This is a genomic window from Variovorax sp. SPNA7 (assembly GCF_033807855.1).
GTDB lineage: Bacteria > Pseudomonadota > Gammaproteobacteria > Burkholderiales > Burkholderiaceae_C > Variovorax > Variovorax beijingensis.
The window spans coordinates 4,357,900-4,372,066 of record NZ_CP138513.1; the positions used below are offsets into that span (position 1 = coordinate 4,357,900).

General features: G+C 69.7%; 8 protein-coding genes. 3 read left to right on the forward strand and 5 right to left on the reverse strand.

Translation table 11 applies throughout. From position 1 onward, the window contains the following. The 4 genes from xdhA to RZE77_RS20335 all read right to left on the reverse strand — a co-directional run bounded on the left by xdhA (nt 1) and on the right by RZE77_RS20335 (nt 10,875). A complete protein-coding gene (gene xdhA / locus RZE77_RS20320; protein ID WP_319438993.1) occupies nt 1-1,611 on the reverse strand; it encodes a xanthine dehydrogenase small subunit in 1,611 nt (536 codons plus the stop codon). A 196-nt stretch (nt 1,612-1,807) separates the two neighbouring features. Beyond that, nucleotides 1,808-2,017 carry an MbtH family protein gene (locus RZE77_RS20325; RefSeq protein ID WP_124956301.1) on the reverse strand — a complete coding sequence of 70 codons (210 nt, stop codon included), beginning with the start codon at nt 2,015-2,017 and terminating at the stop codon, nt 1,808-1,810. A gap of 20 nt (nt 2,018-2,037) precedes the next feature. Next, nucleotides 2,038-3,360, reverse strand: coding sequence for a glycosyltransferase (locus tag RZE77_RS20330; protein ID WP_319438994.1), 1,323 nt, complete (start codon nt 3,358-3,360; stop codon nt 2,038-2,040). Nucleotides 3,361-3,378: 18 nt separating this feature from the next. Beyond that, complete coding sequence (locus tag RZE77_RS20335) at nt 3,379-10,875, reverse strand: non-ribosomal peptide synthetase (RefSeq protein WP_319438995.1); 7,497 nt, start codon at nt 10,873-10,875, stop codon at nt 3,379-3,381. Here RZE77_RS20335 and RZE77_RS20340 point away from each other — a divergent pair. Then, nucleotides 10,874-11,203: a hypothetical protein gene (locus RZE77_RS20340; RefSeq protein ID WP_319438996.1), complete on the forward strand. Its 330-nt coding sequence runs from the start codon at nt 10,874-10,876 to the stop codon at nt 11,201-11,203. The two genes, RZE77_RS20335 and RZE77_RS20340, sit on opposite strands and share 2 nt — an antisense overlap. 57 nt (nt 11,204-11,260) lie before the next feature. Here RZE77_RS20340 and RZE77_RS20345 read toward each other — a convergent pair whose 3' ends face one another. Beyond that, entirely contained in the window at nt 11,261-12,175 is a 915-nt protein-coding gene (locus tag RZE77_RS20345; protein WP_319438997.1) for a LysR family transcriptional regulator, read from the reverse strand. A 123-nt stretch (nt 12,176-12,298) separates the two neighbouring features. On the opposite strand from RZE77_RS20345, the gene RZE77_RS20350 reads away from it, so the two are divergent. Both RZE77_RS20350 and RZE77_RS20355 read left to right on the forward strand, forming a co-directional pair. After that, nucleotides 12,299-13,498: a PQQ-dependent sugar dehydrogenase gene (locus tag RZE77_RS20350; protein WP_319438998.1), complete on the forward strand. Its 1,200-nt coding sequence runs from the start codon at nt 12,299-12,301 to the stop codon at nt 13,496-13,498. After that, complete coding sequence (locus tag RZE77_RS20355) at nt 13,495-14,148, forward strand: c-type cytochrome (RefSeq protein WP_319438999.1); 654 nt, start codon at nt 13,495-13,497, stop codon at nt 14,146-14,148. The genes RZE77_RS20350 and RZE77_RS20355 overlap by 4 nt, the downstream gene beginning before the upstream one ends. The last annotated feature ends 19 nt before the right edge of the window (nt 14,149-14,167 follow it).

Here is a 14,167-nt window from a genome sequence, read left to right on the forward strand (position 1 = left end):
TCAGGCTCCTTCGGCCGCGGCTTTGACGACGGCATGAGGCATCACGCTCCAGACGCTGGTCTCTTCGAGCGACAGCGCGTCTTCGGTGCGCGTTTCGAGCCAGAGGCGCTGGATCAGGTTCTGCGCCACCTGCAGCCGGTAGTCGGCCGACGCGCGCATGTCCGACAGCGGCTTGAAATCCTGCGCGAGCGCGAGCTTGGCGGCGGCGACGCTGGCCTGCGTCCACGGCTTGCCGACCAGCGCCGCTTCGGCATTTGCGGCGCGCTTCACGATGGCGGCCATGCCGCCGAAGGCCAGGCGCACGGCCTTCACCGTGTCGCTGCCCTCTTCCAGTTCGACGGCAAAGCCCGCGCAAAGCGCCGAGATGTCGCAGTCGAAGCGCTTGCTGATCTTGTAGGCGCGCACCTGGCGGCGCATCGCGGCCAATGGAACCGCGAGCCCCTGCACGAACTCGCCAAGCTGCAGCTGGTTCTTCATGTAGTCGATGTAGAAATCGGGCAGCGGCATGCGGCGCACCGCGTCGCCGCGGCGCAGCTCGATCTCGGCGTCGAGCGACATCAGCACCGGCGGCGAATCGCCGATGGGCGAGCCGTTGGCCACGTTGCCGCCCATGGTGCCGGCATGGCGGATCGGCGGCGAGGCGAAGCGCAGCCACACGTCCGCGAGGCTGGGCACGCGCTGCACCAGCGCTTCGAAGGCGGCTTCGAGCGAGGCGCCGGCGCCGATGTAGAGCTCATCGGCACGCGTTTCAATGGTCTTCATCTCGGCCACGTCGCCCACGTAGATGATGTCGCCGAGGTCGCGGAACTGCTTGTTGACCCAGAGGCCGACATCGGTCGAGCCGGCCAGCAGCTGGGCGCGCGGCTTCTGCTCGCGCAGCGCGGCGAGCTGGGCGATGGTCCTGGGGGCGTGGAAGTGGTCGATACGGGCACCGAGCGGCGCGGCGTAGTCCAGGCCATCGTTCTGCAAGGCGGTGAGCGCCGCCACCACGGGTTTCGTGTCGAGCCGCACGGCCGGCAGGTCGAACATGCGCTGCCCCGCATCGAGGATCGGCCGGTAGCCGGTGCAGCGGCACAGGTTGCCCGAGAGCTCGTCGGCCAGCTGCTGGCGCGTGGGCTGCGTGCCCTCGGCCTGGTGGTGCTCGTAGGCGGACCACAGCGACATCACGAAGCCCGGCGTGCAGAAGCCGCACTGCGAGCCGTGGCAATCGACCATCGCCTGCTGCACCGGGTGCAGCGTGTGGACGGCGTGCTTCTTGCCGCTGTCCTGCGGCTGGGCCGCCGCGCACTGCGCCTTCAGGTCTTCGACCGTGAACAGCGCCTTGCCGTGCAGCGTGGGCAGGAACTGGATGCAGGCGTTGACCGTCTGCAGCTGCAGCCCGCCGACCGTGCCCGGCGCGTTGGCGTCGCTGGCCAGCTCGCCGATCACCACCGTGCAGGCGCCGCAGTCGCCCTCGTTGCAGCCTTCCTTGGTGCCGGTGCAGTGCGCGTCCTCGCGCAGCCAGTCGAGCACCGAACGGGTCGGATGGACGCCGCTGACGTCGACGATCCTGCCGCGGTGGAAGAAGCGGACGGGTTGCGTGTTGTTGTTGCTGCTGCTCTCTGTGCTCATGCTCTTTGGCCTCGTGGGCGGCTCGGTTTCCCGGCCAAGCCTGGACGTTAGCCGCTTGTGCCGGTGCCCACATACCGCAGGAGCCATATTGCGTATGTGGACGCGGGTATGCGGCCTAAGGGGAAACCCTGGAGAGCGAGAGCAATTCCCGGGCCATGGGCGTGAGCGCGCCCATGGTGGCAAGCGCCGGGTGCCGTCAGCCGCCGCCGGCCGCCGCCAGCGAGCGCGGCCGCATGTCGACCCAGTTCGCCTCGATGAATGCATCGCAGGCGGCCCGGTCGGTCGCTGCCAGCGCCACCTGCCAGCCGGCGGGCACGGCGATGAAGGCGGGCCACAGCGAGTGCTGGCCCTCGTGGTTCACCAGCACCAGGAAGCTGGCGTTCTTGTCGTCGAAGGGATTGCTCATGTCTGTATTTCCTCGGGAGTTCAGGCCATTGCTGCGGATGCGGAGGTGGTGGTGCGTCGCAGCGCCGCCAGCGCCTCGGCGACGCCGGCGAGCGCCTGGTGGCGCGCGAAGTCCTCGCGCAATGCGGCCGCACGCTGCCGGTAGCTGGACTCGCCCAGCACCTTGCGCACGGCGTCGCCGATCTGGCGCGCGCCCGGCTGGCCGCTGCCCAGGTTGATGCCCGCGCCCGACCAGGCCACGCGCGCGGCGATCTCGGGCTTCTCTTCGCTGGTGCCGGCCACCACCAGCGGCACGCCGAGGCTCAGCGCATGGTTGACCGAGCCGTAGCCGCCGTTGGTGACCATCGCATGCACCTTGGGCAGCAGCCGGTCGTAGGGCAGGAACGGCAGCACGCGGGCATTGGCGGGCAGGTTCGCAGCCAGCGCGGGCGGCACCGGGCCGCCGGTGGTGGCAATGACGAGCAGCTTGCCGTCGCCCGCCAGTGCCTGCAGGGTCGGGCCGATCAGCTGCGCGGGGTTCTGGTTGGCCAGCGTGCCCTGCGTCACCAGCACGACCGAGCGGCCGTCGTCCAGCTCGGGCCACCAGTCGGGCGGGGTGAAGCCGCGGCTCGCGGGCGCGAGCAGCGGCCCGACGAAGCGCACCGATGCGGGCAGGTCGCTGCGCGGGTATTCGAAGGAAGGCGCGGTGAGCTGCAGGTACAGGTCCGGCAGCTTGACCATCGCATCGACGAAGAACTCCGGCAGCGCGGGCGAGCCCGAGCGCGCCAGCAAGCCGTCGAAGTGGCGCTGCACCTCGCCGAACATCGCCTGCTTGAGGTTGGCGTTCATCGCCCGGTTGCGCGCGCGCCCTTCCGGCGTGCTCGACGGCGGCAGCGCGGTGCCGAAGAAGGCGGTGTCGCAGCTCGACAGCGGCAGCGCCGAGATGCCGATGGCGACGACAGCCGGGCGCTTGTCGCGCGGGCCCAGCAGCAGCGGGAAGGTGCCGCAGAACATGGTGTCGACCACGATGGCATCGGCCTCGAACTCCTCGAGGATCGAACGCAGCCCCGCGTGCTGCGCGGCCATGGCATCGGCAAAGAAATGCTTGAGGCCGAAGCACAGCTGCGCATGCGCGGACGACAGGCGCTGGCGCTCGGGAAAGCGCTGGTCGAGGTCGCGGTAGTCGTAGTCGATCGCGGGTGCGAAGGGCGTGAAGCTGGCGCCGGTGGCCTCGGCCTGCGCCCTGAACTGGCTCGCGGTGTGCACCCGCACCTCGTGCCCGAGGCCCACGAGGTGCTGCGCGATTGCCAGCATGGGCAACACGTGCCCCGGCAAGGCGGTGGCGGCGATGAGATAGCTTGCCATTTGCGTTCTTGCTCCTTCCTATGAAGTGGTGGTTTCCGCGGCGCGGCGCGCCTTGGTGTCGATGCCCAGGTCGACGAAGTAGCGCTGCAGCAGCTCGCGGTCCACGGGGCGGATCGGCACGCCGATGGCTTCGAGCTGCGCATGCGTGGCCGCGCCGCTCACCTGCGGCGGCGTGGCCGTGGTGTCGTAGCGGTCGAGAATCGCGAGCACCGCGGCCAGGTCGCGGTCCTGCACGGTGGCCAGCCTCTGGTGCGCGCGCTGCAGCCAGGGCTCGAGTCCCACGGGCTCCAGCCGCATGCCCATGCGTTCGAAGACCGGCGGAATGTCGCGCACCCGCAGCGCCTCCTGGCTCGTCAGGTGGAACACCTGGCCCCAGGAGGCCTGCTGTCCCGCCAGGCCGAGGATGGCGCGCGCCACGTCGTCGACCGGCGTCAGGTTGAGCGGCAGGTCCATGTCGGGAATCGCTTCCAGGTCGGCATAGAGGTGCGCCACGCGCCAGATCAGGTCGTCGGCATTGCAGATCGCATGCGCGTGGTCGCCGGTGACTGCGCCCAACCGGTAGATCGCCACCGGCATGCCGCGCGCCTGCGCCTCGCGGGCCAGCGCATCGCCGACCCACTTGCTCTGGCTGTAGCCGTCGACCAGCCCGCTCCAGGAAGCCAGCGCCGATTGCTCGGTGATGGTGTCTTCCTTGTTGTTCTGGTCGATCACTGCGAGCGTGGAGACGTAGTGCATGCTCTTCGCGCAGCCTTGCGCTGTCCATTCGAGCAGCGTGACCACGCTGTCGACGTTCGCGGGCTTGAGGCTCGCATAGGGATGCAGGAAGTCGACCTGTGCGGCGCAGTGGTAGATGGCGTCGCAGCCGTCCTGCACCAGTTGCACGGCGCGCTCGTCCAGGCCCAGGCGCGGCTTGCCGAGGTCGCCGGTCACGACCTGGATGCGCGCTTCGTCCCACACCGCGCCCAGCCGGCGCTGGGCCAGCGTGCGCTTGAGGCGCAGCGCGCCGGCCTGCGCGTCCTCGGCACGCACGTGGCACACCACGCAGGCCGCGGTGTCGCGCAGCAATGCGGCCAGCAGGTGGCTGCCGACGAAGCCGCTCGCGCCGGTGAGGAACACGCGCTTCGGTGCCAGCGCCGGCGCGGTGCCCTGCGGGCGGATGTGCGCGGGCAGCTCGAGTTCGCGCGACAGGTCCAGCGCCTCGGCCCCACCGCCCGCGTTGTCGTCGATCCATGCGGCCAGCTCGGCAATCGAGGGGCGGTTGTAGACCTCGGCATGCGGAAAGTCCGCGCGCACCTGCTGGCGGATGCGCATGCCCAGCTGAATGGCCATCAGCGAATGCCCGCCGATCTCGAAGAAGTTGTCGTGGATGCCGATGCGCTCCAGTTGCAGCGTCTCGGCCCACAGGCCCGCGAGCAGCTTCTCGGTGGGCGTGCGCGGTTCCACGTACTGCGCGCCGGCCTGCGGCTGCTCGGGCGCAGGCAATGCCTTGCGGTCGAGCTTGCCGCTTGGCGTCAGCGGCAGCGACGGCAGGTGCACGAAGGCCGAGGGCACCATGTAGTCGGGCAGCGCCTTCGCCATGTGCGCACGCAGCTCGACCGGCTGCGGATCGGGCGCGGCGGCAAAGTAGGCCACCAGGCGCTTGTCGCCCGGCAGGTCCTCGCGCACGACCACGGCGGCCTGCGTCACCTGCGGATGCTTCAGCAGCACCGACTCGATCTCCCCGGGCTCGATGCGGAAGCCGCGGATCTTCACCTGCTGGTCGGCACGGCCCAGGAAGTCGAGGCTGCCGTCGCTGCGCCAGCGCGCGAGGTCGCCGCTGCGGTACATGCGGCTGCCGGGCTCGCCATACGGATTGGCGATGAAGCGTTCGGCACTCAGCACGGGCCGCTTCAGGTAGCCGCGCGCCACGCCGGTGCCGGCGATATAGAGCTCGCCCGCGACACCGGGCGGCACCGGCCGCAGGCTGTCGTCGAGCACGTACATGCGCGTGTTCCAGATCGGCTGGCCGATGGAGGGCGGCTCCGTCGCATTCATCGGCGCGCTCATGCTCGCGCAGATGGTGATCTCGGTCGGGCCGTAGGCGTTGATCATGCGGCGGCCCTGCGACCAGCGCGCGGCGAGCGCGGCGGGGCAGGCGTCGCCGCCGACCACCAGCGTTTGCAGGTTCGGAAATTCGCCGGGCGGCACGGTGGCCAGCGCGGCGGGCGGAATCAGCGCGTGGCTGACGGCCTGCCTTTCGAGCAGCTCGGCCAGGTCCGTGCCCAGCAGCTGCTGCGCCGCGGGCACCACCAGCGCGGCGCCGGCGTAGAAGGCCATCAACTGGTCCATCACCGAAGCATCGAAGCCGCTGGAAGAGAACTGCAGCACGCGCGAATCCGGCGTGATCGCAAGCCGCTCCATCATCGCGGCGCCCAGGCTGGCGAGGCCCGCATGCGGCACCACCACGCCCTTGGGCACGCCGGTGGAGCCCGAGGTGTAGATGACGTAGGCGGCCTGCTGGGGATCGGCAGCTTGCGTCGGCACCGGAAGGCCGTCCGGCTGGATCGCCAGCGCGGCGGCCGTCTCGTCGCCGTCGAGCGCCATGCAGTGCGGCACGCCGGCCAATTGCGGCAGGAGCGCGGCGTGTGTCAGCACGGCGGCGGGCGCGGCTTCCTCGAACACGAAGGCGCTGCGCCCGGCCATGTGGCCCGGGTCGATCGGCAGGTACGCTGCGCCGGCCTTGACGATGGCGAGGTGCGCCACCACGAGGTCGAGTGAACGCGGCAGCACTGTCGCCACGATGGCGCCGGCGCCGATGCCCCGGTCGCGCAGCAGGTGCGCGAGCCGGTTGGCGCGCAGGTCGAGCTCGGCATAGCTCACCGTCGCATCGTCGAGCACCACCGCCGGCGCATGCGGGCGCTCGGCGGCGTGGGCCTGCACCATGGCGGCCAGTGTGAGCGGCGCCAGCTCGCGCGTGCGGCCGCTCCAGTCTTCCAGCACACGGCGGTTTTCCTCGGCGCTCAGGATGGCCAGGCTGCCGATGGGTTCGTCGGGCGCATCGCAGGCCTCTTCGAGCAGGCGCGCGAGCCGCATGGCGATGGCCTCGACCGTGCCGCGGTCGAACAGGTCGGTGCTGTACTGGATGCCGCCGGCAATGCCGCCCGGCAGGCCGTCGGCGCCGCGCTGCTCGTCGAGGATGAAGGACAGGTCGAACTTCGCGGTGTCCACGGCCACCGGCTGCGGCGTGATCGACAGGCCCGGCAGGCTGAAGGACAGCCGGTTGCCGCCCTGCTGGAAGCCCAGCATGACCTGGAACAGCGGCAGGTTGGCGCCAGAGCGGCCCGGCCGCAGCAGCTCCACGATGCGGTCGTACGGGAGTTCCTGGTTGGCGTAGGCCGCCAGGTTGGTGGTGCGCACCCGCGCGATCAGCTCGCGCAGGCTCGGCTGCCCCGAAAGGTCGGTGCGCAGCACCAGCGCATTGACGAAGCAGCCGATCAGCTCGTCCAGCGCGTGGTCGCTGCGCCCGGCCACCGGCGTGCCGATGGCGATGTCGTCGCCGGCACCCAGCCGCTGCAGCAGCCCCGCGAGCGCGGCCTGCAGCACCATGAAGACGCTGGCCTGGCCGTCGCGCGCCAGCTGCAGCATGCGCTCGTGCACGCGCGGCGCGATCTGCATCGGCACCACGTCGCCGCGGTAGCTGGGCACCGCCGGATGCGGGCGGTCGACCGGCAGGCTCAGCCGCTCGGGCAGGCCGTGCAAGGTCTCGCGCCAGAACTCGCGCTGCCGGCCGGCCATGCTCTCGGGGTCGTCTTCGCTGCCGAGCAGCTCCTGCTGCCACAGCGCGTAGTCGGCATATTGCAGCGGCAGCGGCGCCCAGCCTGGCGCCTTGCCTTCGCAGCGTGCGGCATAGGCCACGCTCAGGTCGCGCGCCAGCGGCAGCAGCGAGGCGCCGTCGCCGACGATGTGGTGCGTCAAGAGCAGCAACACGTGCTCGTCGGCGGCCAGCCTGAACAGGTGCGTGCGCAGGGGCGGCGTGATGCCGAGCGCGAAGCCGCGGTGCGCAGCCGCGTGCAGCTGCGCGGCGATGTCTTCCTCGCTGCTGTCGGCTTCGATCACCGCCGGCCGCGCCTCGGCACCATCGAGGATGTGCTGGTAGGGCAGCCCGTCCTCGTTCGGGTAGATGGTTCGCAGGCTCTCGTGGCGCTTCACCAGGTCGCCCAGCGCCTCGTGCAGCGCCGCGCGGTCCAGCAGGCCGGAAAGCCGCAGCGCGAGCGGCATGTTGTAGGCCGGGTCGGCGTCCGCTAGCTGGTTCATCAGCCACAGGCGGCGCTGCGCGAACGACAGCGGAATGCGCGCCGGGCGCGGCATCGGCACGAGGCTGGGACGCGCCACCGTCTCCTGGTCGAGCAGCTCCGCGAGGCCGGCGATGGTGGAGACCTGGAACAGCGTGTCCAGCGGCAGGTCGATCATGAACTGCTGCCGGATCATCGAGATCAGCTGCACGATCATCAGCGAGTGCCCGCCCAGCTCGAAGAAGTTGTCGTGGATGCCCACGCGCGGCAGGTGCAGCGTCTCGGCCCAGAGGCCGGCCAATATCCTTTCGGTGGGTGTGCGCGGCGCCGCATACGGCGTGGCGGCCTGCAGCTCGGGCGCCGGCAGCGCCTTGCGGTCGAGCTTGCCGCTCGGGCCCAGCGGCAGCGCCGGCAGGCTCACGAAGGCCGAGGGCACCATGTACTCGGGCAAGGCCTGCGCCAGGTGCGTGCGCAGCTCGGCGGCCTGCGGGTCGGCCGCATCGGCGGCCACCACGTAGGCCACCAGGCGCTTCTCGCCCGGCACGTCCTCGCGTGCAAGCACCGCGGCCTGCGCCACCTGCGGGTGCTTCAGCAGCACCGATTCGATTTCGCCCGGCTCGATGCGCAGGCCCCGGATCTTCACCTGCTGGTCGGCGCGGCCCAGGAAGTCGAGGCTGCCGTCGCTGCGCCAGCGCGCGAGGTCGCCGGTCCGGTACATGCGGCTGCCGGGCTCGCCATACGGGTTGGCAATGAAGCGCTCGGCGCTCAGCAGCGGCCGCTTCAGGTAGCCGCGCGCCAGGCCGACGCCCGCGATGTAGAGCTCGCCAGTCACGCCCGGCGGCACGGGCTGCAGGCCGCTGTCCAGCACATGCATCTGCGTGTTCCAGATCGGGCGGCCGATGGGAACGCTCGCCAGTGCCGCTGCGGCCTGCGGCTCGCGCGGGCATTCCCACGAGGTCACGTCGACGGCGGCCTCGGTCGGTCCGTAGAGGTTGTGCAGTTCGCAGGGCAGGCGCTGCTGGAACTGCGACACCAGCGCGGGCGACAGCGCTTCGCCGCTGCAGATCACGCGCCGCAGCGTGCTGCAGGCGAAGGCGGCGGGCTCGAGCAGGAAGACCTCGAGCATCGAGGGCACGAAGTGGATCGTGGTGATGCCTTCGCTGGCAATCAGACCGGCCAGGTAGGCCGCGTCCTTGTGGCCGCCCGGCTTTGCGAGCACCAGCGTGGCGCCGTCGATCAGCGGCCAGAAGAATTCCCAGACCGACACGTCGAAGCTCGACGGCGTCTTCTGCAGCACGCGGTCGTCGGCACGCAGGCCGTAGCGGTGCTGCATCCAGCGCAGGCGGTTGACGATGGCGCGGTGCGACACCACCGCACCCTTCGGCGTTCCGGTGGAGCCCGAGGTGTAGATCACATAGGCCGGACGGTCGGGATCGATCGCCACGGCGGGATCGGTGTCCGGACAACTCCCCAGTTCGGCAATCGTTTGCGGCAGGTCGAGCAGCAATTGCCCTGCGCCGCCCGGCAGCGTCTCTGCGAGCGCGGTGGTCGTGACCAGGCACACCGGCTGCGCGTCGCCGAGCATGAAGGCGATGCGGTCCTGCGGAAAGTCCGGGTCGACCGGCAGGTAGGCGGCGCCCGTCTTCAGCGTGGCGAGCAGCGCCACCATGAGTTCCATCGAGCGCGGAATGGCCAGGGCCACGGTGCGCTCCGGCCCGGCGCCGCGTGCGCGCAGCAGGTGCGCGAGGCGGTTGGCGCGGCGGTTCAGTTCGTCGTTGCGCATCGACTCACCGTCGAAGCGCAGCGCGATGCCTTGCGGGCTGGCTGCAAGCTGCGCTTCGATCAATGCGGTGAGATGGGTGGCGGGCACCGGGTGCGCCGTGTCGTTCCACGCCACCAGCAGCTGCCTGCGCTCGTCGGCCCGGAGCAGGTCGACATGGCCGATGGCCTGGTCCGGCTCGCGGATCACCGCGGCCATGAAGGTGAGCAGCCGGCGCTGGTGATCTGCCAAGCCTTGCGCGGTGTGCACTGCGGGGTTGGCGTCGAAGTCGATCTGCAGGTCCTGCCCGTTGCCGCGCTCGTACAGGAAGATGCCCAGGTCCTCGGCCGTGCCGTTCGACAGGTTGCGCGGCTTCGCGGCATGGCCCGCAAACCGGAAGTCGTAGTCGAAGGGCTCGACGTTGACCACCGTGGTGAACAGCTGCCGGTTGGCAACCAGCATGTTGAGGTCGCTGCGCAGGTGCTCGTAGCGATAGCTCTGGTGCCTGAGGATCTGCCGCATCTGCCGGCCGACCTCGCGGATCAGTTCCGGGATCGGCAGGTCCGCGCGCATCGCCAGGCGCAGCGGCAGCGCGTTGGCCACCATCGCCGGCACGCGCCGCATGCGGTCGTTGTGGCGCGCCGTCACGGGAATGCCGATCACCATGTCCTCGATGCCGGTGGCGCGGTACAGGTAGGCCGCGGTGGTGGCAATGAGGATCTGCGGCAGCGTGGTCCCGAGCTCTTGCGCAATGGCCTGCAAGGCCTGCACGCTGGCGGCCGGCAGGTGCACCGTCTGGCGCAGCAGGCCACCGATGTTGACCGAACGCTGCGAGGCCAGGCTCAGCGGATCCGGCGCATCGCCGAAGCGCTCGACCCAGTACTGGCGGTCGCGCGGAAAGCGGCCCGATGCGCGGTAGGCGTTGTCTTCCTCGGCCAGCTGCGAGATCGGCGCCAGGCGCGATTCGTCGGGCACTACGGCGCTGCCTTTGGCCATGGCGCTGTAGACGTCCGCGAATCGGCGCGCAATGAGCCCGCCGCCAAAGCCGTCGAGCACGATGTGGTGGCTGCGGTGGTACCAGATGTGGCGCGCGGGCGAGAGCCGGATCAGCGCGGACAGCCACAGCGGCCCGGTCGCCAGGTCGATGTTGCGCGTGAAGTCGGCGCGCATCCAGCGCTCGGCCTCGGCCTGCGCGTCGCTGCGGCCGCTCAGGTCGAGGTAGGGGATCTCGCCGGTGAAGGTGGGCGCGACGACCTGGCGCGGCCCTTCGCCCGTGTCGACAAAACCGAGCCGCGTGGCTTCGGCTTCATCGGCCACCTGGCGCATGGCGGCAAGGAAGATGGCGGGGTCGATGGGGCCATCGATCTCGATGGCTTCGGCAAGATTGAAATTGGTGTCGGGCGACGCGAACTTTGCGCCGAGCCACATCGCCATCTGACCCGAGGTAAGGGGCGCGGTGCGGCCCGGCTGATCGGCGGTAGTCATGCATTTCTCCAGGGTCTTGAATGAATTCGGCAACGATGCATGTGCGCGTGAATGGACGCGTGATGCACCCGCCGTTCAAGGAGAAATGCCGGCGGCCCGCGGCGACAAACCGTTCACATGGCCAAGCCACTCTACAAGTGGTTGCAACAATTTCGATGACGGTTTTTTGGCGCAGGAAGCCCTCGCGCGAAGCACTGAGCGCGAAAGAATTCATCGCGGAGAGCACGCGCTATTCGCGATCGCCAAATGCGAAGGCTTTCATCGTATTTCGACGGAAAACCCACGGATTTCCATGTTGCGCCGCAGCAACTTGGGCTATTTTCCGTAGGGGAATCCATCCGCGCAGGACCGCGTACTTTGGTTGTGCCGTGCGAGCTTTCTTCTTCTACGTGCGCTCCGAGAACAGCGCCGTGATCACCTGCCGCAGCCACTGGTTGGCCGGGTCGGCCTCGAAGCGCTTGCTCCAGTGCAGCGAGACCGTGAAGTCGCGCAGCGGAAAGGCCGGCTCCACGATGGCGTAGCCGCCCTCCTCGGCAAACCCGCGCGCGATGTTGCGCGGCATCACCACGGCCAGGTCGGTGGCGCGCACGATGGCCGGCAGCACCATGAAGTGCTCGGTGGTGAGCCGCACGCGCTCCTCTAGGTTGAGCAGCTGCAGGATGCGCAGCGTCTCCGCATGCGTGCGCACCGCCACGTACTCGAGCGTCTGCAGCGCCTCGATCAGCGCCTGGCTGCTGCGCCGCCCGCGCGCGAACGGATGGCCCTTGCGCAGCAGCACGATGTAGCGGTCCTTCAGCAGGTGCTTGCGCTGCGTGTCGCGCACCTTGGGCAGGAAGCCGAAGGCAAAGTCGATGCGGCCGCTGTCGAGCGCGGGCGCGATTTCCGTCGGCTGCAACGGCAGGGTCTCGATGTGAACGTTGGGCGCCAGCTCGCCGAGCCGCGCCATGAGCGGAGGCAGGAAGCGGCCCTCGCCGATGTCGCTCATGTGGATGCGGAAGGTCTTGCGCGAGGCCTGCGGCTCGAAGCGGCCGGGCTCCTGCAGCGCTTCTTCGAGCGTGTTGAGCGCAGCCTGCACCGCGCTGGCCAGCCGCTCGGCGCGCGGTGTGGGTGCCACGCCGCCCGGCGCGCGCGTGAAGAGCGCGTCCTTCAGCAGCAGGCGCAGGCGGCCGAGGCCGTGGCTCGCCGCCGGCTGCGTGAGCCCCAGCGCCTCGGCCGCGCGGCTCACGCTGCGGGCGCGGTAGACCGCGTCGAAAAGGCGCAGCAGGTTGAGGTCCATCGTCTGTATATGCATGGCATGCATATTACTTAGCTCGATTATTTTATTGAAGACCGGGCGCCGGGCTCGCACACTGGCCGCCGTCGCCGATCGCGCTCCGTTCGGTGAACACAAGAAGAGCACCCCACAACGAGAAGGAGACAAGACATGGCCAGACTCCGTGCGCATGCGGCAACAGCCGCCCTGCTTTGCATTGCCGCCACCGCCGCCTGGGCACAGCAGCCACCGGCCGACGAGCCGGGCTGGGCCAAGGGCCGCCCCAAGACCGAAGCCGCCACGCGCATGGCGCCGGTGCCCTCCTTCCCGATTCCGACCGCGCCCGACCAGCTGCCCACCGCCAAGTTCAAGCTGCCGCCGGGCTTCAAGGTGGAGACCTGGGCCTCGGGCGTGCTCGATGCGCGCTCGCTGCGCCAGGGCGACAAGGGCACGGTCTTCGTGAGCACGCTGTTCGTGGGCAACAAGGTCTATGCCATTGCGGAGAAAGGCGACCGCAAGCCGAAGACCATCGTCGACAAGACCGAGTTCGCCACCGGCATCGAATATCACAAGGGCGCGCTCTATCTGGCCACCCACAAGCAGATCGTTCGCTACGACGGCATCGAGGACAAGCTCGACAACCCCGGCACGCCCGCGGTGCTTCACGACAAGCTGCCCGGCGGGCAGGACCACAGCTGGCGCTACCTGCGCGTGCACGGCGGCAAGCTCTACTACGCCGTGGGCGCGCCCTGCAACATCTGCGACCCCGACGAGGCGCATGCGCGCATCTTCCGCATGAACCTGGACGGCAGCGGCATCGAGACCGTGGCGCGCGGCGTGCGCAACACGGTGGGCTTCGACTTCGACCCCAAGACCGGCAACCTCTGGTTCACCGACAACGGCCGCGACTGGCTCAGCGAAGACCTGCCCAACGACGAGCTGAACGTGGTGACCAAGCCCGACCAGCATTTCGGCTACCCGTACTGCCACCAGGGCAACATCGCCGACCCCGAGTTCGGCTGGGGCAAGAACTGCGGCGAATACACCAGGCCCGCCGCGCTGCTCGGCCCGCACGCCGCCTCGCTGGGCCTGGCCTTCTACAACGGCAAGATGTTCCCCACCAAGTACCGCGGCGCGATGTTCATCGCCCGCCACGGTCCGTGGAACCGCACCACCAAGTACGCCGACATCGCCGTGGCCTGGCCCGACGGCAAGGGCGGCGCGAAGGTCGAGCCCTTCATGACGGGCTTCGTCGAGAACAACAACTACCTGGGCCGGCCGGTGGACTTCCTGGTGCTGAAGGACGGCTCCATGCTCGTGAGCGACGACCACGCCGGCGCGATCTACCGCATCAGCTACGGCGGCCGATGAGCAAGGGCTTTCTCTTCATCGCGCAGGCCATTGCGGGCATCGCCATGACGCTCCTCGCTTCAGCGGCACCGCCTGCCGGTGCGCAGGGCACGCAGCCGGCGCAGGGCGGCTATGCGCAGCGCTATGCGGCCGTGTGCGCCTCGTGCCACGGCGCGAACGGGCGCAGCGACATGGCGGGAACGCCGGTGCTCGCGGGCCAGCATTCGTTCTACGCGATCACGCAGCTGTTCCTGTTCCGCGAAGGCCGGCGCGACAACCCCGCAATGTCGGCGGTGGCAAAGACCATGAAGGACGAGGACCTGCGCGGCTTCTCGGAATTCATCGCCACGCTGCCACCAGTGCCCGCCGCGCCGCCGGCCGCGCCGCCCGATGCGGCGCGCATGGCACGCGGGCAGGCGCTGGCGCAAACGCATCGCTGCGTGATCTGCCACGGCGCCGACCTGAGCGGCGGCCAGCAGGTTCCGCGCATCGCGCAGCAGCGCGAAGACTATCTGCAGCTGACCCTGCACGGCTTTCGCACGGGCAAGCGCCCGGGCTACACGCAGGCCATGACCGAAGCGCTGAGCGGCATCCCGCCGGAGGACCTGGACACCCTTGCCTACTACGTGGCGCGCTTTCCCGGCGCAGCCGCGAGGCCGCCCGGCAAGTAAGCAGACCGCCACCACGGCA